This is a genomic window from Pelagibaculum spongiae (assembly GCF_003097315.1).
Lineage (GTDB): Bacteria > Pseudomonadota > Gammaproteobacteria > Enterobacterales > Pelagibaculaceae > Pelagibaculum > Pelagibaculum spongiae.
In genome coordinates this window covers 1168028-1189392 of the sequence record NZ_QDDL01000001.1, presented here as the reverse complement: position 1 = coordinate 1189392, position 21365 = coordinate 1168028, and the positions used below count along the sequence as shown (strand labels likewise).

Annotated in this window: 22 protein-coding genes; 6 read left to right on the top strand and 16 right to left on the bottom strand. The window is 41.1% G+C overall.

The window, feature by feature from the left end; translation table 11 throughout:
- Window positions 1-46 precede the first annotated feature (46 nt).
- From DC094_RS05145 to folA, 4 genes are read left to right on the top strand one after another with little or no spacing between them, the layout of a single operon-like run.
- Window positions 47-844 carry a sulfite exporter TauE/SafE family protein gene (locus DC094_RS05145; RefSeq protein ID WP_116685982.1) on the top strand — a complete coding sequence of 266 codons (798 nt, stop codon included), beginning with the start codon at window positions 47-49 and terminating at the stop codon, window positions 842-844.
- A gap of 21 nt (window positions 845-865) precedes the next feature.
- Complete coding sequence (gene lgt / locus DC094_RS05140; RefSeq protein WP_116685981.1) at window positions 866-1735, top strand: prolipoprotein diacylglyceryl transferase; 870 nt, start codon at window positions 866-868, stop codon at window positions 1733-1735.
- Window positions 1735-2529, top strand: coding sequence for a thymidylate synthase (locus tag DC094_RS05135; RefSeq protein ID WP_116685980.1), 795 nt, complete (start codon window positions 1735-1737; stop codon window positions 2527-2529). Before lgt ends, DC094_RS05135 begins: the two co-directional genes overlap by 1 nt.
- A complete protein-coding gene (gene folA / locus DC094_RS05130) occupies window positions 2526-3011 on the top strand; it encodes a type 3 dihydrofolate reductase (RefSeq protein WP_116685979.1) in 486 nt (161 codons plus the stop codon). Before DC094_RS05135 ends, folA begins: the two co-directional genes overlap by 4 nt.
- A gap of 40 nt (window positions 3012-3051) precedes the next feature.
- On the opposite strand, the gene DC094_RS05125 is transcribed toward folA, so the two are convergent.
- From DC094_RS05125 to DC094_RS05085, 9 genes are all read right to left on the bottom strand, one after another.
- Window positions 3052-3501 carry a hypothetical protein gene (locus DC094_RS05125; RefSeq protein WP_116685978.1) on the bottom strand — a complete coding sequence of 150 codons (450 nt, stop codon included), beginning with the start codon at window positions 3499-3501 and terminating at the stop codon, window positions 3052-3054.
- 161 nt (window positions 3502-3662) lie between these two features.
- Window positions 3663-5915: an FG-GAP-like repeat-containing protein gene (locus tag DC094_RS05120; protein WP_116685977.1), complete on the bottom strand. Its 2253-nt coding sequence runs from the start codon at window positions 5913-5915 to the stop codon at window positions 3663-3665.
- A 740-nt stretch (window positions 5916-6655) separates the two neighbouring features.
- Window positions 6656-8911 carry an FG-GAP-like repeat-containing protein gene (locus DC094_RS05115; RefSeq protein ID WP_116685976.1) on the bottom strand — a complete coding sequence of 752 codons (2256 nt, stop codon included), beginning with the start codon at window positions 8909-8911 and terminating at the stop codon, window positions 6656-6658.
- Between the two features lie 290 nt (window positions 8912-9201).
- Window positions 9202-10671: a tetratricopeptide repeat protein gene (locus DC094_RS05110; protein ID WP_133245466.1), complete on the bottom strand. Its 1470-nt coding sequence runs from the start codon at window positions 10669-10671 to the stop codon at window positions 9202-9204.
- Window positions 10672-10736: 65 nt separating this feature from the next.
- A complete protein-coding gene (locus DC094_RS05105) occupies window positions 10737-11450 on the bottom strand; it encodes an energy transducer TonB (RefSeq protein ID WP_116685974.1) in 714 nt (237 codons plus the stop codon).
- Complete coding sequence (locus DC094_RS05100) at window positions 11447-11854, bottom strand: ExbD/TolR family protein (protein ID WP_241503965.1); 408 nt, start codon at window positions 11852-11854, stop codon at window positions 11447-11449. The genes DC094_RS05105 and DC094_RS05100 overlap by 4 nt, the downstream gene beginning before the upstream one ends.
- A gap of 32 nt (window positions 11855-11886) precedes the next feature.
- Window positions 11887-12426: a MotA/TolQ/ExbB proton channel family protein gene (locus tag DC094_RS05095; protein ID WP_170114588.1), complete on the bottom strand. Its 540-nt coding sequence runs from the start codon at window positions 12424-12426 to the stop codon at window positions 11887-11889.
- Between the two features lie 6 nt (window positions 12427-12432).
- The gene (locus DC094_RS05090; RefSeq protein ID WP_116685973.1) at window positions 12433-13842 is read right to left on the bottom strand and encodes a MotA/TolQ/ExbB proton channel family protein; all 1410 of its coding nucleotides are present in this window, start codon (window positions 13840-13842) and stop codon (window positions 12433-12435) included.
- The gene (locus DC094_RS05085; RefSeq protein WP_158527218.1) at window positions 13839-14645 is read right to left on the bottom strand and encodes a DUF3450 domain-containing protein; all 807 of its coding nucleotides are present in this window, start codon (window positions 14643-14645) and stop codon (window positions 13839-13841) included. Before DC094_RS05085 ends, DC094_RS05090 begins: the two co-directional genes overlap by 4 nt.
- 319 nt (window positions 14646-14964) lie before the next feature.
- Between DC094_RS05085 and DC094_RS05080 the strand changes: the two genes are divergently transcribed.
- Window positions 14965-15903, top strand: coding sequence for a DUF2333 family protein (locus tag DC094_RS05080; RefSeq protein ID WP_116685971.1), 939 nt, complete (start codon window positions 14965-14967; stop codon window positions 15901-15903).
- A gap of 121 nt (window positions 15904-16024) precedes the next feature.
- On the opposite strand, the gene DC094_RS05075 is transcribed toward DC094_RS05080, so the two are convergent.
- The gene (locus DC094_RS05075; protein WP_116685970.1) at window positions 16025-16828 is read right to left on the bottom strand and encodes a ParA family protein; all 804 of its coding nucleotides are present in this window, start codon (window positions 16826-16828) and stop codon (window positions 16025-16027) included.
- A gap of 82 nt (window positions 16829-16910) precedes the next feature.
- On the opposite strand from DC094_RS05075, the gene DC094_RS05070 reads away from it, so the two are divergent.
- Entirely contained in the window at window positions 16911-17597 is a 687-nt protein-coding gene (locus DC094_RS05070; RefSeq protein WP_116685969.1) for a hypothetical protein, read from the top strand.
- A 68-nt stretch (window positions 17598-17665) separates the two neighbouring features.
- Here DC094_RS05070 and DC094_RS05065 read toward each other — a convergent pair whose 3' ends face one another.
- From DC094_RS05065 to DC094_RS05040, 6 genes are all read right to left on the bottom strand, one after another.
- Window positions 17666-18136: a DoxX family protein gene (locus DC094_RS05065; RefSeq protein WP_116685968.1), complete on the bottom strand. Its 471-nt coding sequence runs from the start codon at window positions 18134-18136 to the stop codon at window positions 17666-17668.
- Between the two features lie 18 nt (window positions 18137-18154).
- The gene (locus DC094_RS05060; RefSeq protein ID WP_116685967.1) at window positions 18155-18964 is read right to left on the bottom strand and encodes an HvfC/BufC N-terminal domain-containing protein; all 810 of its coding nucleotides are present in this window, start codon (window positions 18962-18964) and stop codon (window positions 18155-18157) included.
- 14 nt (window positions 18965-18978) lie between these two features.
- Window positions 18979-19887, bottom strand: a complete 909-nt coding sequence (locus DC094_RS05055) for an MbnB/TglH/ChrH family RiPP precursor modification enzyme (protein WP_116685966.1) — start codon at window positions 19885-19887, stop codon at window positions 18979-18981.
- 48 nt (window positions 19888-19935) lie between these two features.
- Window positions 19936-20214: a BufA1 family periplasmic bufferin-type metallophore gene (locus tag DC094_RS05050; RefSeq protein WP_116685965.1), complete on the bottom strand. Its 279-nt coding sequence runs from the start codon at window positions 20212-20214 to the stop codon at window positions 19936-19938.
- A 48-nt stretch (window positions 20215-20262) separates the two neighbouring features.
- Window positions 20263-20586, bottom strand: coding sequence for a thioredoxin (gene trxA, locus DC094_RS05045; protein WP_158527217.1), 324 nt, complete (start codon window positions 20584-20586; stop codon window positions 20263-20265).
- 113 nt (window positions 20587-20699) lie between these two features.
- Window positions 20700-21173 carry a YHS domain-containing (seleno)protein gene (locus DC094_RS05040; protein WP_116685963.1) on the bottom strand — a complete coding sequence of 158 codons (474 nt, stop codon included), beginning with the start codon at window positions 21171-21173 and terminating at the stop codon, window positions 20700-20702.
- Window positions 21174-21365 lie beyond the last annotated feature (192 nt).

The window sequence follows — 21365 nt, the reverse complement described above, 5'->3', positions numbered from 1 at the left end:
CCAAGTGCTGGGGCAATATTCCTCGAAGACAGATGGGGTTAGCTGTATGAGCGGTTTCGAGATTTGGATCAGCTACTTTGTTCTAGGGGCCTTCGCTGGGGTGATTGCCGGATTATTTGGTGTTGGTGGCGGATTAGTGATCGTTCCAGCATTGCTGTTTCTTTTCTCATTTCAGGGCATGTCTCCAGAGATAATGACCCATATGGCGATTGGCACATCGCTGGCGACCATCGTATTTACTTCTTTGTCATCAATTCGGGCGCACCATAAAAAAGGTGCAATTGATTGGTCGATATTTACTCGGTTAGCACCGGGTATTTTACTGGGAAGCTTTTTAGGTGCCATGTTAGCTGATTTGCTTGATGGCGATAGTTTGAAAACCTTTTTTGGTATTTTTGCTCTGACCATTGCAGTGCAGATGGGGGTTGGTTTTAAGCCTAAACCGGCTCGGCAGTTACCTAAGTCAGCCGGCATGTTGGGTGCTGGCGGTGTGGTTGGTACTATCTCTGCTTTGGTGGGCATAGGTGGTGGTTCGATGACTGTGCCATTTCTTAGCTGGTGTAATGTACCGATTCGAAATGCGGTGGCCATTTCAGCAGCCGGTGGCTTTCCTTTAGCGCTTGCTGGTGCTTTGGGTTTTGTAACTGCTGGCTGGAATGATAGCCTGCTGCCGGAAATGACTGCGGGTTATGTTTATCTGCCTGCATTATTAGGCGTTGCTTGTATGAGTGCGTTGACTGCGCCAGTGGGTGCACAGCTTGCTCACAGCTTGCCGCAGCCCGTTTTAAAAAGAATTTTTGCCTGCTTTTTGTTGCTTGTTGGTAGCAAATTGCTGTTTTTGTAGGCGCTAAGCCAAGGACTATCCATGCTTCAACATCCTCAATTTGATCCTTATATTTTTAATCTGGGACCGATTAACATCGGTAGCTTTCAGATGGAGAACCTCGGCCCTACTTGGTATGGCTTTAGTTATCTAATCGGTATTTCTTTAGTTTGGTGGCTTTGTCGTAAGCGTGCAGCTGAGCGAAATTTATGGAAGCCGCAGCAAATCGATGACCTGATTTTTTATGCCTTCCTTGGTGTGATTATTGGCGGGCGACTCGGTTATAAATTGTTTTACGATTTTGCAGGGTTGGCTCAAGATCCAATGGGAATGATCCGGATTTGGGAAGGCGGGATGTCTTTCCATGGTGGTTTAATTGGTGTGTTGCTGGCGGTTTGGTATTTTGGCCGATCTACCGGTAAAAGTTTTTTTGAAGTGGGTGACTTTGTTGCACCGATGGCTCCACTGGCATTGGCATGTGGCCGAGTAGGTAACTTTATTAACGGTGAGCTATGGGGCCGGGTAGCGGATCCATCTTTACCATGGGGAATGGTGTTTGCTGGCGCAGGTTCAGAGCCGCGTCATCCATCTCAGCTATATCAAATGGCAGGCGAAGGTCTTGCATTGTTCTTTATTCTTTGGTTCTACTCGAAAAAGCCACGGCCAAAAATGGCAGTTTCCGGTGCATTTTTAATTGGCTATGGTTTCTTCCGCTTTATGGTGGAATTCTTCCGTCAGCCAGATTCGCATTTAGGTTTTGTTGCTTTAGGTTGGATGAGCCGTGGCCAACAGTTGTCCTTGCCGATGATTGCGGTAGGTGCGATGTTAATGGTGATGGGTTATCGGCTGGCCAAATTGCAGACACCGGCTCAAAAGGCATCTTCAAAAAAATCGGCTAAAGGAAAAGTATAATGAAACAGTATCTGGATTTGATGCGTCATGTTCGCGATAGCGGAAATCGCAAGGATGACCGCACAGGTACCGGTACTATCAGCGTGTTTGGTTATCAAATGCGCTTTGACCTTAGTAAAGGCTTCCCACTTATTACCACTAAGAAATGCCACCTGCGCAGCATTATTCATGAGCTGTTATGGTTTTTAAAAGGCGATACTAATATTGCTTATTTGAAAGATAATGGCGTTTCTATTTGGGATGACTGGGCTGATGAAAATGGCAATCTGGGCCCGGTGTATGGCGCCCAGTGGCGAAGCTGGCCAGCGGCGAATGGACAATCAATTGATCAGATTAGTCAGTTGGTGGAGCAGATTAAAAATAATCCGGACTCCCGCCGTTTGTTAGTGAGTGCCTGGAATCCTGCTGAAGTTGACAACATGGCTTTACCGCCTTGTCATTGTTTGTTCCAGTTCTATGTGGCGGATGGAAAATTATCCTGTCAGCTTTACCAACGCAGTGCCGATATCTTTCTCGGCGTGCCATTTAACATTGCATCCTATGCATTGTTGACCATGATGTTGGCGCAAGTAACTGGGCTGGAGCTTGGAGAATTTGTCCACACTCTGGGTGATGCACATTTGTATTCCAATCATTTAGAGCAGGTCGATTTACAATTGTCGCGAGAACCGATGGCTTTACCCACCATGAAGCTAAACCGGCAAATAACCGATCTGTTTGATTTTAAGTTTGAAGATTTTGAGTTGGTGAATTACCAGGCTCATTCACATATTAAAGCTGAGGTTGCCGTATGAAACTCTCCCTAATTGCCGCAATGGCAAAAAATCGTGTATTGGGCAAAGACAATAAAATGCCATGGCATTTACCCGGAGAGCTGGCTTATTTCAAAAAAGTCACTTTAGGTAAGCCGGTACTAATGGGCCGTAATACCTTTGATTCCATTGGTAAGCCGTTGCCTGGTCGCCGTAACATGGTGATTAGTAGTCAGCCGGGCTATGCCCCAGAAGGTGTTGAAGTTTTTTCCAAATTGCAGGTTGCGATGGCCGCAGTTAGCGATGTCGAGGAATTAATGGTAGTGGGTGGTGGCAAGATTTATGAGGCGTTTGTGCCTCATGCTGATCGCTTGTACTTGACTCAGATTGATGCTGAATTTGAAGGCGATACTTTCTTTCCAGCATTAAACCCAATGGAATGGAAAGAAGTTTCAGCAGAAAAGCACAGTAAAGATGAAAAAAATGCTTACGACTTCACTTGTCGAGTGCTAGAGCGAATTTAATTTTCGCTTGTCTTTCAAATCGTGCTGAAAAGACTGATGGTTAATAGCTATCAGTCTTTTTTTTAATCTGATTTTGTACTTTCCCTAATCGTTTTCTTGATGTCATTTTTAAAAGAGATAAGCCTAACAGCAACATGACAAATCCATAAATCAAATCTTGTTGGCTCGTTGATTGTGTTGTTGAAGGTTCACTAAGCATTGTCGGCTGGCTGATCCAGAAAAGCGTGAAGAAGCAAAAGCTAAGTAGTAGCAGTAACGTCAGGCGATAACGAAATATAAAAAGCCTTTTTTGCCGAATGATATCTTGCGCAACCGGTTGTTTGATGCAGCGACTTGGCTGGTTTTTATCAGCATCCATCTTCAGGAAATCACAGTGGAGAGTGGTATTTTCAGCATAGACGAAATCAAAAATATTGAAATTTGTTAAGTCTTTGGCTGTTGTAGTATCGGCATACATTCCGTCTCTGGAAATCGTCACAGCAGCATCCATGTTTCCTTATGACATACATTCCGCCCTTGGAAATCGTCACAGCAGCATCCATGCTTCCTTATGACATACATTCCGTCCCTGGAAATAAAAAAAGAAGGACCGAAGTCCTTCTAAAATGGGGGTACACAAAGTTGTTCTATTAAATCATGCTTGAGCAAATCTTAATGGCGGCTGACCGCTCTGCTGCAGCGAATCCATCCTGCAGGTAATAGCAGTGCGATAATCCATCCCCAGCTTAGGCTACCGCTTCCGCCTGTTGATGCGCTGATTTGATTATTCTGGCTGTTGTCATCTGTAATGATGGGTGCCAGTGGATCACCTAGTGGGTTGATATAGCTTTGAATACCTGCATCAGTAATTGAAGCAGTGATCAAATCGCCATAACCATCATTGTTTAAATCGGCAATTACAAACTGGTTACCCGGTTGAGATTGAATGGCAAAGCCATTTAAATTCAGGCTTCCTTGCTGGTTGCTGAGTAAGATGCCTGCGCCTTGCTCGGTTGCCAGTAATAAGTCTTGGTCACCGTCGTTATCAAAATCAAAACTGCTCAGGCTATCAATTTCTGGAATATCAAGGCGGCTTGTAACGCTGTTACTTAAACCTGCTTGGCCATTATTAAAAATGCGCAGCTGGTGAATAGTCTGCAGGTCAGGCAGTTCTTGATATAAATTATCGTTGTTTCTATCACCTGCAGTGTGTAACACCAAGTCGTCGTGATTATCGTTGTTTAAATCAACCGCCAATGCTTCTCTATATAAGCTTGAAGAAGCACCAAACCATGGCTGAAAGTTAAGATTGCTATTTAAATCGCTGTTTCCATTGTTAGTCCAGCGCCGGGTTGCAGAATTCGTATCTGGATAAATAAGATCTACTTGTTGATCATTATTGAAATCAGCAATTGCTACTGCATGGTTATTAATGCCGCCATTTCTAAACTGTATTGCCGAACCAAGTACACCATTATTGTTTGGGAATATTGGAGTGCTATTATTTCCGGCGATTACCAGCTCAGGGTATTGATCACCATTTAAATCGGCAACTTGAGCATCGCGGGCAAAAACACTACTGATCTGGTCATCCCACTCTGAAATGGCATTGGTTAATTGATAGCTGCCATTGATTCTTGAGTACTGTTGAACTGCACCATCCCGATTTAATAATATGATTTCATTGATACCATCATTATCTAAATCAGCCGTTAGAACTTTAATGGCGTCGATGGCGCCAAATAAAGTACCAGCTTGAGCTACACGTCCTGTTCCATCATTTAGAAACCAGATAGGTTGACCGTAATCAGCGGGTGCGACTAGTAGGTCGATATCACCATCACCTTCAGCATCTACCGCAGTTATTGAAGCTGCGGCATCAGCAGTAACTTGTTGGCTAGCAACGCTTACGGCGTTAGCTAATACAGCCAGTCTTTGTTTGCTGCTGTTGTTATTCGAGCGAGCTTCGCCAGTCGTTGCAGATAGCGTGGCTGTACTATCGATAAAGCCAGCTGCAGATGGAGTAATTTGCACTGAAAGTTGTAATGACTCAGTTGCATCGAGGGTTAGGCTACCGCAACTGATAGCAACGCCGGCTAAACCATCTGGCAAGCTACTTTGAGTACAGCTTTCTGGTATTTGATCAACTGCGAAAGCACCAATTATTTTAGCGGAAAAATTTAATTCAGTATTTTGAGTAAAATAAAGGTTTTCGTTGCTGATGACATAATTCAATGTTTGCTGCTGGTTATTGACAGCCAATGCAGGCAGTTGTTGAGTAACTGCAGGATCTGCAATATCTCCGTGACTGACAACCCGAATTGAATGCGAGCTACCATTACTAGAGATAGCTGAAAAAGCATTTAAACCGACATATTGCTGCCGGAAAATAAAACGGTTATTAAGGCCATGCCGTCCAATGAATCCAGCTTGGTTATTAGAACCAAAGCCGAACGAAACTGAGCTATCTATATCGGTACCAGTTGTTTGATATGTATATTCTTGGTTTTGCTGGACATGTATTAGCTCGGCACTGGTCAATATTGGTCGGTCGTTTACCGATGCAATACTAATCGCAACTGATGCAGTTTGTGCAGTATTATTACTATCAATTACTTGGTAGCTTAAGCTATCGCTACCATTGAAGTTTTGATTGCTTTGATAAACAATTTTTCCATTACGAATAATAGCTCGGCCATTTTCAGGTGCGCTGGTAATCGTCAATGATTGTGCATTGAACGTTTCATCGGCTTCAATTTGGTCATTACTTAAAACATCAAAAACGGCTGGTGTATCTTCATCTATTGAAAAAGTGTCATTTACTAGCGTTAAAGCAAAAGTATCTGAAGCTGAAATTAATCCAGCAACTAAAAAAACTCCGCCAGATATTGGTAATAAGTTATTTTTTTTTGATTGTTTGATCATTAGCGTACTCCCCGAACAACAACGTCAACCGAACTTGATGTAGGTCAATCTAGCGGAAAGTGTAGTTAAATAATAAGAGGCTGTACCTGACATTCAGTGATGATGTCTAAAGGTTTTTTATTATCTTTGTTGTAGGTCAATAGTTTGCAGGGAAAGCTGTTAAACTGTATTGTTTGACAAAAATGATAAAAGGAAAAATAACACTAGTAAGTGGAAGGTTAAAAGCGGTTTGTCTAGCTAATCAATGTTTTTTTAATTGGTTTTAATCAAAATTATGGTGCGCAAATCACGAGTTGTTGATTATAAATTTGTGTTGGTAATTTTTTATGATTTATTTTAATTAGTTTTCTATGGCTTGTTTAATTGTTGGATTATCTTCAACTATTCGTAATGGAAGTATCGATTTTTTATTAACTGGCTTTGTCTTTTACCTGACTGAATATCATCTTTCGATAACTGCCAAGAGGCTTGAGTTATGATCAATTAGATTTTTGAGATGATGTGAACATCAGAATCAACTATCTATTCTATTTTAAGTAGAGACGAATCTGCACTGCGCCGAAGACTTATCAAACCTTGCAAGAAAAGGTTAGATGCCCCTAGGAAACAGAGCATTCATAATATTTGTTTTATCAATAGGTCGTGGTTGCCATTGCTGCAGTTAGACGATTTACATCGACATCTAGCGCTTTTGCAAAAAAAGTTCACAGAGTGTTTCTATTAAATAGTACTTTGATAAGTTAACTACGGCTTGCCACTTTGTTGCGACGAGCCGATCCAGCAGACAATAACAATGCGATAATCCATCCCCAGTTCAGGCTACCGCTTCCGCTGATAGATAAGCCGATTCGATCATTCTGGTTGTTTTCATCAGTGGTAATAGGCGCTAGTGGATCACCCAGTGGATTGATGTAGCTTTGAATGCCCGCATCGGTAATTGAAGCAGTGATCAAATCGTTATAACCATCATTGTTTAAATCAGCGATCACGAACTGATTCCCCGGCTGAGATTGAATGGCAAAACCACCTAAATTTAGGTTTCCTTGCTGGTTGTTGAGTAAGATGCCTGCGCCTTGCTCGGTTGCCAGTAATAAATCCTGGTCGCTATCGTTATCAAAATCAAAGCTGTTGAAGCTATCAATTTCTGGAATATCCAAGTGTCTTGAAACGCTGTTGCTTAAACCTGACTGGCCATTATTAAAAATGCGTAGCTGGTGAATGGTTTGCAGCTCAGGTAATTCTCTATATAAATTGCTGCTGTTTCTTTCACCTGTAGTGTGTAACACCAAGTCGTCGTGATTATCGCTGTTTAAATCAACGGCCAAAGCTTTTTTGTAGAGGCTTAACGGATAAGATCCAGACCAAAATTGACGAGTTAAATTATTATTTAAATCGCTATCGCCATTATTAAGCCAGCGTTTGGTTGAATATAGAGCACTTGGATAAATAATATCCGCCTGTTGGTCGTTATTAAAATCAGCAATTGCTACTGCATGGTTATTGATTCCGGTATTTCTAAACGATATTGCAGATCCAAGTATGCCGTTGTTGTTTGGGAATATTGGAGTGGCATAATTTCCAGCGATTACTAGTTCAGGGTATTGATCACCATTTAAATCGGCAACTTGAGCATCGCGGGCAAAAACACTACCGATCTGGTCATCCCACTCTGAAATGGCATTGGTTAATTGATAGCTGCCATTGATTCTTGAGTACTGTTGAACTGCACCATCCCGATTTAATAATATGATTTCATTGATACCATCATTATCTAAATCAGCCGTTAGAACTTTAATGGCGTCGATGGCACCAAATAAAGTACCAGCTTGAGCTACACGTCCTGTTCCATCATTTAGAAACCAGATAGGTTGACCGTAATCAGCGGGTGCGACTAGTAGGTCGATATCACCATCACCTTCAGCATCTACCGCAGTTATTGAAGCTGCGGCATCAGCAGTAACTTGTTGGCTAGCAACGCTTACGGTGTCAGCTAATACCGCCAGTCTTTGGCTGCTGATATTGTTATTCGAGCGAGCTTCGCCAGTCGTTGCAGATAGCGTGGCTGTACTATCAATAAAGCCAGCCGTAGAGGGAGTGATTCGTACTGAAAGTTGTAATGGTTCTGCTGCATCGAGCGTTAAGTTATCGCAGCTGATAGCAATGCCAGCTAAATCATCTGATAAGCTATTTTGAGTACAGCTTTCTGGTATTTGATTAACTGCGAAAGCACCGATTATCTTAGCTGAAAAATTTAATTCAGTATTCTGAGAAAAATAAGGGTTTTCGTTGCTGATCAGATAATTCAATGTTTGTTGTTGGTTATTGGCAGCCAATGCAGGTAGTTGTTGAGTAACTGATGGATCTGCAGTATTTCCGTGGCTAACAACACGAATTATGCTTGAAGCATGATCGCTACGAAGTGCAATAATAGAATGCAGTCCAATGCGCTGCTGACTGAAAATAATACTGCTTGAATCAGAGCCTAAAGAAGTAAAACTTGCGCCACTGTTCCAGCCGAATTGGAAATTAACAGTGTTATCTACATCAGTAGCAGTAGCTTGATAGGTGTAGCTTTGATTTTGCTGTACATGTATCAACTCAGCGCTGGTCTGTACTGGCCGATCATTTACCGATGCAATATTAATCGCGACCGATGCAGATTTTACTGCATTATTACTATCGGTTATTTGGTAGCTTAAGCTATCACTACCATTGAAATCTTGAGTGCTTTGATAAACAATTTTTCCATTTTCAATAATTGCTCGACCATTTTGAGGCGCGCTAATAATTGTTAATGATTGTGCATTAATCGTTTCACCGGCGCTAACCTGGTCATTACTTAGAACATCAAAAATGGCTGGTGTATCTTCATCTATTGCAAAGGTGTCATTTACTAGCGTTAAAGCAAAAGTATCTGAAGCTGAAATTAATCCAGCAACTAAAAAAATTCCGCCAGATATTGGTAATAAATTATTTTTTTTGGATTGTTTGATCATTCATGCACTTCCCAAATAACAACGTCAACTGAACTGGATATAAGTCAACCTAACGGGAAGTGTAGTTAAACAATAAGAAGTTATAGTTAGCATTCAATTATGGTGATTTTATTTTTCTTTAAGTATCAATGGCCTACGTTGTTGTGGGTAAACTGTATTACCTAGTAAAAGTGATAAAAGGAAAGATAGCGCTAGTAAGTGGAAAGTTAAGAGGCTTTTGTCTGATCGGTTGGTGTATTTTTTAGCTGATTTTTGAGCAAAGTTATAGCGCACGAATCAGAGCTTGCTGATTACGATTTTGTGTTGGTAATTTTTATGATGTGTTTTAACCAATTTTTTGCAGTTTGTTTGGTCGCTAGATTCTCTTCAATTATTTTCAATAGATGTATCGAATTTTTTATTAACTGGTTTTTCTTGTTCTCTGAGAGAACGCTAACTTGTGATAGCTGCCAATAAGATTGAGCTGCAAGTAGTTGTATTTTTGAGATGATTTGAGCATCAGAATCAGTTGTTGATTCTGTTTTAGATAGAGATGAATCTGAGCTGCTATTCAATAAAGTGCTATTTAGTGAAGCGCTCTTCAAATAATTGCTGGAAAAATCGATTAGCTGCGAATATTGCTGTTGCGCAAACATCAGCTGACTAATTGTGAGTGCTAACTTTGCTTTTGGTGTTATCTGAAATTGCAGCTTCAATGCTAACAAGGCTTTATCATTATCTTTTGCCACCAACCAATAGTTAGCTAGGGATTGATAGTTTTTATCGGTTTCTGTAACCAACCCTTGTTGGATTGATTGTTCAAGTAGTTGGCCAGCTTGGTAGGTATTGTTGTTATAAGCCAATAATTGTGCCAATTGCAGGTAATCAGACTCTCTATCGAAGACGCCTTGCAGCCATGCAGACTTTAAAACAGCTAAGGCATCAGCTTGTAGCCCGCTAAACTCTGACTGTTGCAATTCAACTTGGTATAGTTGCATCCAATACTGGCGTTCATTTGGCCAAAGTTTGAGCATTTGCTGCAATAGAGGCTTCATTTCTGATGGCTGTTTTAACTGATAAAACGCTGCTAATTTAATTTGATACCAGTTTTTTTGCGCAGGCAGTTGCTGCTCTGTTGCTGCTGCTATTGCTTTGCTGATGGGGGATAATACCTTGTGCCAGTGTTGTTGCTGATACTCGGCTTGAGCTAGTAATAGGTAAATTCGCGCGGCTGGATGACTTGTTTTGGCGACTTTGTTCTCAGTTTCAGTATTACTTATTTGCGGTTTGGATAACTTTATTTCTTCGATAGAAAGATAGTCTTCAAATAATTGAGCGCTCTTTGCATAGTGTTGTTGCTGTAATAATAGTTGTCCTAAATTCAAGCGAAGCTGTTGTTGCTCAATGCTCGCTTGCTGTTTTAAACCAAGCGCTAGTTCTAATGCTTTTTCTAGCGCTGGAATGGCTTTATTGTAAAGTTGGTCGGTGTTTTCTTGAGTGTTTTCTTGAGTGTTTTCTTGAGTGTTTTCTTCAGAAGCAGTGCCAGTACTTGCGGCTTGATCAAGATAGACTGCAGCAAGATTTCTCCAGCCAATTAGCTGGTCATACTTTAATGATTGAGTGTTTTTAATAAGTGTTAATAACAACTGCTCTGCTTTAGCGTATTGCTTCGCTTCTAGTGCTTTTTGGCTGGATAATAATTGTTTGTAACTGGCCGCTTTGAGCTGTAATGCCGGTTGGGCTATTGCTGAAGTACTGTAGATAGCAGGTGTAAATATCAATATTGTAACTAATGCAATAGATAGCAATTTACTGTAAAAATTTAAGCATCGGATGTTCACAGCGATTAATTACCTAATTTGAATTCGAGTTTTTGAGTGAATTGACTTTCAACGGCTTGCCCGGCTAATTTTTTTGGTTGGAATTTCCATTTGCGAATTGCCTTGATCGCTTCGCGGTCAAATATCCGTTTCGGATCCGATTCAATAATTTTTATATTACTAATACGGCCGCTTTTAGTTACAGTAAAACTGAGCGTGACAAAACCTTCAATTTTTCTACGTAGCGCTTTACTAGGAAATACCGGAGGAAATGTAGATAGCGGAATGGCTTCACTGTTGTTGCCAGCTTCAATGACTGTTACTTCAACATTAGATATCGGCACATTATTATTGAAGCTCTGTGGCTGCACAAAACTGCTATCTATTGACAGATCGAGCCGTAAATCTAGCTCAGGCATTGTTAGTGGTGTATTAGCTAGTTGAGGCTTGGAAGGTTTACTCTGGCTAATTTTGGTTTGTGGTTGTGGCTGATTGTTGACCGGCTTGGGAGGCTCGGGCCGTAAGCGCTTTTTTTGTTGAATAGTTTCTGATTTGTCGGTTTGAATAAAATCAATCAAACGAAAGTTATCGGCTGGTTGTGCTAACGTATTTTTTGGATGAACTAATTTGTTCATAGAAATAAATAAACCAATAGCAATCAGCGATGCGCAAAGAAATGCACTGATGACTAACAGCAGTGTTTTTGCCAAGTGAGAGGAGGGCAGTGCTAAATGATTCATCGAGGTTTATCTGCAGCCAGGCTGATTTTCTGTATACCGGCTAGACGCACCTGGTCCATAACTTCAACGACCAGTCCCGATCGAGAATCGACATCGGCTTGAATCACTACTGCACCCTCTGGGTTTTCTACTTTCAGCTGTTCAATATTAGCGCGTACTGATGCGATATCGATTTGTCGTTTATCAATCCAGACCGCACCATTGGCTTCAATTGCGATAATAATATTGGCTTTATCGACCGTGGTTGCGGTTGCTGCAGTTGGCCGATGCACATCGATACCCGACTCTTTTACAAAAGAGGTGGTGACAATGAAAAAAATCAGCATGATGAAGACAATATCCAGCATCGGAGTCATATCGATTCCGGTATCGTCGTTATCTTGATTGTCGTAATATTTTTTCACAATATTCTCACGCTATTAATTTAATCCTGATTTTAATGCTGCAGTCGGGCTGCAAACCGGCCAGTTAAAAATGCAGCGCGCTTTTGTAATCTTGCGCTAAACCAAATGCCAGATAACGCAGCGACCATACCGGCCATTGTTGGAATGGTCGCCCGTGAAATACCGGCAGCCATTGCTCTGGGGCTGCCAGTACCGGTAATAGCGAGTGCATCAAACACTTCAACCATGCCGACAACTGTGCCCAATAAACCAAGCAACGGACAAAGTGCTACCAGCGTTTTAATTAAAGGCAAATGTCGTTTGGCGGTTAAATCTGCTTTGGAAATTAATTCCAATCGAATATGCCGGGCATTCCATGAATATTTGTCAGAACGGTCAAGCCAGCTGTTTTCCCAAAACTGCATTTTTTTTGGCAGTAGAAAAAAGAAATAGCAGTAGCGCTCTAAAATTAGCGTCCATAGCGCAAGGGTTAAAAAGAAAACTGCAATCAATACATCGCCACCGGAAGTGAAAAATCGCTCCAGTGCCGAAAACTCATCTAATAATGCTAACCATATTTCTTGTAGCAACATAGCCAGTTATCCAAGTTGCTCGATGGGTGGAGATTGCTGCTGTCGTTCTCTTTGTCGGGCAATAAAACCGGCGGTTTGTTGTTGCAGCTGTTGGATAATCCTTCGGCTACGACTACTCACTAATGAGTGGGCAAACAAAGTAGGAATCGCAACAATCAAACCAAGCATGGTGGTGACCAGTGCTTCGGAAATACCGTTTGCCATTAGCTTGGGATCGCCAGTACCAAAAATAGTAATTGCTTGGAAGGTAGCGATCATGCCGACAACGGTGCCTAATAAACCTAGTAGTGGTGCTACCGATGCGATGAGCTTAATTAAACCTATGCCCCATTCAATCTTGGGTATATTGCGAATAATTGCTTCGTCCAGTTTTAGCTCTAGTGTCTCACTGTCTACACCCTGATTATCATTAAAAACCTGTATCACTTCACTCAGCGGATTAACTAAGGTATTGGTTTTTACCACCTGCTCGCTAGCCGATTGGCGTTTAATGCCACGCTGAATAATAAATAGCCGTAGCCATAAAGTAATCGCTAGCAAAATGCCGATAGCACCCAGTGTGATAATGATGTAAGCGACCGGCCCGCCCTGGCTGATGCGTTCTTCAAAGTCTGGGTTTTGCACCATTCGAGATAAAATTTGTCCTCTAGAAGGATCGATATAAAGTTCAGCGTATTGATTTTCTTCGGCATTGAAAAAATCAATTGCAGAAGATTTAATCGATGACTCGGGCTGGCGAGCTAAATATTCAAACTGCCCGGTTTGCAGTGAATAATCCAGATAACCTTGTTGACTGACGGCGTTGAAACTGCCAATTCTGACAATTGACTGTTCTTTCTGGCTGCCTTGGCCAAAAACAACATCGGTTGAGTAGCGAGTAATCTGCCCAGATTCGACCATTTCCCGATAAATTTCTAACCAGAATTGTTCCAGCTGTTGAATATTGGGCAAGCTTTTACTTTCGGCCATTTGATTGAGAAATTGCTGTCGCTTGGGGTATTGGTTGCTAATCATCGAAGCTTGCAGTAATCCGCGGTTATCTCCAGAAAATTGGCGTACCGCACCAAATAGTTCTTTCAATTCACCGGATCGAATGTCTAGAGACGTTTCCAGCGTAGCGAGTTTTTTCTCGTTATCATCTGAAATTTTATTGAGATTTTTGGAGCGTAATTCTTCTAAAGCGATAGATTTTTTTAAATCATTTAATAACTGCTGCTGTAGATTTCTCTGGGAAGAAAATTGTTGTTCTCGCTGTTGATTAAGGGTTGTTTCAGCAGTTTGATTTTGTTGTATTTTTCGCAGTAGATCTTTTAATTCATTAGCCGAGCTATTAGTTGAAACCAATAGGCAAGCTAGCATCAGTAGCCGAGCTGAAAAATAGGCAAATCTGCTAAACGATTGAAAAGTAGTAATCATTGGATTGCCTCCGCCGTTGCGATAGGTAAGCGAATCAGTCCAACGCTGGCCTGCTTCTTGGCCATTTTAATTCCTTGGGAAACTGAGTAACGATAGCTATTATCGAGAATCTGCCAGCTTTTATTTTGGCTGTTCCAATGACCGGTTTCTTTTCCATCTAAGGTTTGGTAAACCAGAGCAATGCGACCAATACGTAAAAACTGTAAGGTTCTTTTTTGTTGGTTTTGGTCAAGTAGGCTGGCCTTGTAGGTTTCGATATTACGGCCGTAATCACTTTCAATTTGGTAGGCTTCAAGGATTTTCCGAAACTTTTCTGAAGTGGTTACATCTGGGCTAGTCATCAACTGATTTAATTGATCGACTCTTTGTTGTCGTAGGGGACCTAAAAAAGGTAAATCAATATCGATAAACTGCTGCAAGCTATCGATCATCCTCAGCATTAATGGTGTGATTTCAATTGACGTTTGCTGAATGCTGTCAATTTGTTGCTGTAGTGAATCGACCGAATCTTGCTGATTGTTGATGGTTTGTTGAAGGTTGTCATTAAACACTTTGAGCGACTGCAGATAACGCGTGCTGTTTTGATATTCTTGCAACAGTTGTTTCGTTTGATCTGACAGTTTATCAATAACCTGTTGCGACTGTGATGCAGCCTGACTGGTTTGTTGTTGAATTTTCAGCGCATCTTTTAGGGGGGTATCTAGTAATGGTGTGTCTAGTAATTGCGTGTTCTGGGTTTCAGCTTGGCCATATAGCGGCAATATCAGTAATAAAAATAGTAGCTTATCAAAGTAGTGGTGCATTGCCAGAAATCCTGAAGAAAAGTCGATAGCCACGTTCATATCCACAGCAAGTGGAGCTGGTGTCGCTGGGGTGCAAAAACAGATGATTTAATATATCGCTTTTGATAATCAAATGAAAACGGTTCTCAATAAGCAACATAAAATTGTTGTTAACTGCCACTGCCTCTTATTGTAGCCATCCGAAGAGCTGACAATCTGTTGATAAATTATCAAGATTTTAGTCGGAAGCGGTTTTTTAGCTAGATATCTGTGGCAAACTGCCTTGCAGAGGCTGAAGTCAATTTAACCAGCCAGCGACAGAAATATTGGGGATAGTCTAATGAACAGAAAATTGCAGGCCGGTGGCGTGACGCTATGGCTATCGCTGGCAACAGTATTGCTCGTTGTCTTTTTGCTTGTCATTGCCAGTTGGTGGAGCAGTGAGCCAGACGTGATTGCTTTAAGCAAAAATACGCCAGCAGAAGTTTCTGGTCAGGCAAGCGTGCGTGCTTTGATTGATGTTTCTACCACCCTGTTGGACAAGCCAGGTGGATATCTGACTAATGATGTTTTGCCGCCTAGTGTCATGATGGACAATATGGCCAGCTGGGAGTTTGGAGTGTTAGCTCAGGTGCGTAACCTCACTCGCGGTATGCGCATTTATATGGCACGTTCTCAATCTCAGTCGACTGAAGATTCAGACCTAGCAAAAGCCAATCCTAAATTTAATTACGACAACAATAGTTGGCTTTTACCATCGACTGAAAGTGAATATCGTGAAGGCATCGCTTATCTGAAAAGTTATCAGATGCGTCTTGTGGCAGGCGAAGCAGGTTTTTATCCGCGAGCTGATAATCTTCATTCATGGTTAGATGGTGTGGAAAAAGATTTAGGTAGTTTGTCCCAGCGGCTATCTGCCAGTGTTGGCCAAAAACGAATCGATATGGATAACATCAGCGGTGAAGTTGAAAGCAAAACACCTTGGATGCAAATTGATAACGTATTGTATGAGGCGCGTGGCACTTGCTGGGCATTGATTCATTTTTTAAATGCTGCCGATAAAGATTTTGCCGATGTGTTGCAAAAAAAGCAGGCCAGACAAAGCTTGTTGCAGATTATTCGCGAATTAGAAGAGACCCAAGAGCCAGTATGGAGCCCAATAGTATTAAATGGTACCGGTTTTGGTCTTATGCCTAATTACTCACTGGTAATGGCGAATTATATTTCACGGGCAAATGCGGCAATTATCGACTTACGAGCATTGTTGAATCAGGGGTAACCTGGAACGGCTTGCCATAAATAAACAGTTAGACGTTCATCAAAAAACCGGCTGATTAGCCGGTTTTTTTGTGTAGCAAGAAAAGCTAATCTAATCGATATTTCATACGTTTTTTTTGCATTTATGCCTGTTGCTGAGCTTCTTCGTCTGCAGCTTTAGACTGTTCTAGTAAGTTAAATAGCTGTAAAAATTCCTGGCTCAGTTTGTGTTTTGGTAGCATAAAAATCATTGGCTTAGCTTGTTGGTGAGATTCCCGCATCTTAATTGAAGTGGATAAATAAACCCCCAGCACAGGCAATTGTTCTTCTTTTAATTCTGCGACTAACCGCTGAGGTAATTTGGCTCGGTGTTGAAACTGGTTAACTACAATCCCTTCTACTTGCAAATGCTCATTATGGTCTTGTCTGATTTCTTCAATATTATCCAGCAAGCTATACAATGCTTGGCGCGAGAAATCATCACAGTCAAAGGGAATTAAGCAGTTATCTGCTGCGATAAGCGCCGACCGACTGAAGAAATTCAGTGCTGGCGGCGTATCAATATAAATACGATCAAATTCGTGTTCTAGCTCATCAAGTGCCTGACGTAACTTGTAGATTTTATGGCGAGATTCCAGCTTGCTTTCTAATTCAGCCAGTGCTGAAAACGAAGGCATAATCCATAGGTTTTCAAAAGGCGTTGGGTGAACAAACTGGTCTGCGGTGCTTTGGCCAAAAGTGAACGACAGCGTTTGTTGAAAGAAGTCGCCTAGATGCGGTGACATGGCCAAAGCATCTTCACCGGCTAAATAACGGCTACTATTTCCTTGGGGATCAAGGTCAATCACCAAAGTTCTGAGTCCTTGGCTGGCAGAAGTGGCGGCCAAATTACAAGTGATGCTGGATTTCCCCACGCCACCTTTTTGGTTAAAGACTACGCGTCGCATATTGTCATCCCTGAACAGTTGTTATCGTTTGATATAACAGCATAAAAAATTCAAAGGGACAAGCTTTAGTAAAGGATTGATTATGATATCAAAAAATGAAGTTAAAGAAATAGCAACTTGGGGTGTCTTTCATGTAAGGGATGAGCTGGAGATGCTCGCTGAAAATATTAAAGAAGATGCGAAAATCGCAAAGAAGATGATTAAAAATAAATATGGGCAAAGCTACCCTTATAATATGTTACCACCGAAGCCATCTCACTTTGATTCGTTTAAAAAATATGATGGAAAGGGTTATTGTTTAACAAAGATACAGACTTTGGCTGTTTCTGATATGGCATCAAACATGTTGCTTTCATTGCCTCCTTTTTATGGAGTATGTACCGATATGGCTAGCGTAGCAGCTTGGGAAATTGCACAAGAATATTTTCATCAAAGAAAAAAAACTTTTTCTTTGGTTTTGCTATGTTTTGTCTTTAGATCTAAATGTGAAGGGCAGCCAATTCTAACTGATCATGCAGCATTGTTGGTGTGTAATCGGCTCATTTATGATTGTTTTTCAGTCACGATTGAACCTCCTTTTAGTTTTATTCCTGCTGAAATATGGAGAATAAGTGATTCGTATATTTGTGATCCATGGATGCGAGATACATGGAATGTTGTCGAAGAATCATGGCAAGAAAAGTCAGTATCAATATTAAAAAAACTTAGTATCTATGAATCTAATGTGATCGTAGATTTGCATTTTTATCCGTTAGTTTTTCAGAAATAAAAAAACCAGCTAGTGCAATGCAATAGCTGGCAAAGGGGAGTTAAATTGTGAATATGGTTTGAAATCGGTTATTTAAATTTGCTTGCAATCAGTTGATCGATTGATGCCTTGCCCGGCCCCCATAGAACAACTAAAGCTAACAACAAGCCCCAGATGACATGCAGGTTAAATGCTGCAGGAGCAATCTCTTCCAAGCTGACAACAGCAACGACATTAACTGCAGATAATCCTAGTGCGCCTAGTCGTCCAAATAGCCCTATTGCAAGTAGAACAGGGAAAAGTAATTCTCCAGCAGTTCCTAAATAAGCAGCAGCTGCTGGTGAAAGCAATGGAACCGCATATTCCAATTCAAATAGAAATAATGTTGTTTCCCAGTCTTTCAATTTGGTTAGACCGGATGCAAAAAATGCCCAGCCAACATAAAATCGCGCGGCCAGTAATGCAACGGGTTGAAACAAGTCTAACAGTCGAGAAAATGTGGCGTTTAAATTGACTAGCTTTGCTGCTAGTGAGCCGTCTAAGGCAGTGGTTTGTGTCATGCTTAAGTCCTCGTCTAATTAGCAATTAAAGCCAATAATGATTTGTTTTTCGATGGCGTCAGGTAGCCACTGCTGAAAAGAAAAATATTTAGGGTTTGGGTATTTCTTATCAAATTCAGTTAGCAGCTCACCTAAAGATAATTGCTGTTGTAATAATTCCAGCCAGTAGTGGTATTCAATATCAATTTCTGCGACTTGTACTTGCCACTGTTTGCGCCAAATCAGAATGTTTTGCTTGGCTCCTGATGCTAATTTTTTTTTAGCGCTTTGGATCAAAACTTCATCTGGTGCTATATCATTAGCGGTTATTTCTTTGGCGAGATGTGCCTGGTATATATCGACAATCGGAAAATCAGAATGAAGCGTGGTTAAAGACGGATTGCAAATAAAGTGTCCGGAAATTGCATCTTCGGTGGCGAGTAATTCAAATGAATTGGCGATTAGTAAATAATCAGCTTGTGCTTCTATTTGATGCTTCAACCAATCTAACTGAGCACAATCTGCTAGATATGCATCAGACTGACTAATTTTATGTTGATCAATCCATTGTGGAAAATCAGCACCCCATTGAGCCCAATCACCAGTTAATGGTGGTTGTTCCGCTAGAAATTGATTGGCCAGAAGTTTTAAAGCTTGCTCACCAATTAACTGAATAATGGTTGGGTAGCTAACAGACAGTGCGCGAAAAGCATTCGCCTGTAAATTTCTCTGGTAGGCAGCTAATCCTTTGGCATTAAACTTCTGGTCAGGTTGGCCGCTAAAAATTGCCCGCATTAACTGACTCTGATAATTAGCAGTTTCTTCTATTGCCGCTGGTTGATTATTCATGGTGATTGATTCCTTCAAAGCGCTGGTGTTGTTGATGCGCAAGTTAAACGATCGGTGCCTTGAAGGATTGCATTGGCAATAGTTCGCGCTTTATTGGCTTCACCAATTAATACATGCCATTGCGGTAGATCGGTGTCCCATTCAATCGTGGTTGGTACCGCACCGAAGCGAGCAATGGCGGTGCCATAAGCTTGCCAAACTAATTCAGAAACTTGCTGGCTATGGTCGTCGATCATAATTTCGCCTTTGGCTACTGGCGTGCACCCGGCAAGATGAATCTCATGAACATGATCGGAAGGGATTTGTTCTAACCAATGATTAATGCTGGCTAATACATCAGGCTCTCCAGCATTGGTCGCATTGACGGCAAGATTGTTAATATCTAATAACATGCGACAACCGGTTTTCTTTACCAATGCTTTGAAAAATTCTAGCTCAGATAATGTGCTATTTTGTGGTTCAATATACGAAGACAGGTTTTCAACCAGAATTTGTCGATTTAGATGATCTTGAACTTTAATGATATTTTCAGACATTATGTCCAAAGTTTGCTGGTTAAAGGCGATCGGTAATAAATCTCCGGCATGGTGCAACTGATTCTCGATTTGTCCCCAACTAAAAGATGCATGATCAGAAACCATAACAGGAGAAATATGGTTTACTAATCGAGACAAAGCGTTGATATGAGATTCGGCTACACCAGCCGCAGAACCTAGTCCTAAGGAAACACCATGCAAACTAACCGGGTACAAATTAGAAATTTCTTTTAGTAATGCCGGCGCAGCACCACCATCAGCAAAAAAATTCTCTGAATGAACCTCAATAAAATCCAGATTAGCGGGTTGATTTAAGGCATCTTGGAAATGACTGTGTCGTAAACCAATCCCAACAGGCATAATGTTTTTTGACCAGTAAGTATTCATTGTTAGTTACCTTGAATCTTTGAATGATGTTGCCTTAACAATTAAAGATTAACTTTTTTGTGCTTTTACAAGCTTTTTCGCTTCTGCTTTGCTATGTCCGCCAAGTTCTTTGCAGGTACCTTTAGCAACTGCTTTCCATTCTCCGATATCATTATCAAGCTTGGACTGTCCTGCACATGAATGAGTGCCTGCTAGGTTGGCACAGTCATTTTGTGCTGCTTTTGCAATGCCATAGCATTTTTCTTTAGATGCAGCATGGGCGGTAGTGATTGATCCAGCAGAAACCGCTGCAACCAAGCCTGCTAGAATAATTGCTTTTTTGTTCATAATAAATTTCCTCAAATAAAAAACAGAGACTCTAATTAATCGAGCTGATTATGCCAGGTGGCCAGACAGCCACTTGGAAACCTGTCCTTCTGGTTGTGCGCCAACCAAGCGGTCAACCGGTTTGCCTTTATGAAATAGCATCAGTGTTGGAACACCTCGTACTCCATGACTTACTGCAAACGACTGAAGCTGGTCAACATCTACCTTAACTGCAGATAATTGTGAATTGAATGAATCGGCTATTTTATCAAAAACTGGTAGCATGCTTTGGCAAGGGCCACACCATGTTGCCCAAAAATCAACCAACACCCAGTCAGATTCAAAATTTACACTGTTAAAATCAGCAAGATTTTTTAGTTCTTTAGCGCTCACCAGAAAGACTCCTGTATTTTGAGAAAGTTCTACCAGAGATTGATTTTTTATCTAGTTAATATTTACCTAAATTAGATTTTCTCTGGCAGAACTTTTTTATATTAAATTTTTTGCTATAAATCTTCAGCTTTTACATGGCTAATGACCGGCCATGTTTCATCAGCGATTTGAATTTTTTCATCAGTTTCAATTAACCAACGCTTTTGCACATCCTTATTCAGATTTAGATACAACTTATTGTCAACAATTTTCCAGACACTTGGATCGCCATCGAATTTTTTCTCAACGGATGTTCCAAAGGCGCAGTAACCACCATATTGAGGGGTATAGCGAACTGGATTCGCCTTAAATTCATCTCGATTAGCTTTTGATGAAAACTTAAAGATTGCATTTTTATAGCTTGCTAGAAATTTGTCGCTACCTTTGGTTGGTTTGCCGATTGAAAAATAACTTACTGCGTCATAACCGCGCATTGCGATATCATTTTCATCCGCGTTAATATCTAGATCAGCAGCAAAACCCATACTGGCAAAAGCGAGTGTCGCAGCAGCGGTTAAGGTTTTCAGAGATGTCTTTATGGCAGTCATTATCAATACCTTTTCTATTAAAGAGACAATTTTAAAAATCCAACAACAGCGATCCGGTGCATTTCTGGTAGCTGTGTGGTGAATTGTTTAGCTGCGGCGTAAGCAGCGAGTGAGGTAAAGATACGGCGTTTTTTTGGATGATTGGGGGCAATTAGTCCAGATATTGAACCTAATCGTCCGTGGTGTTGTCAC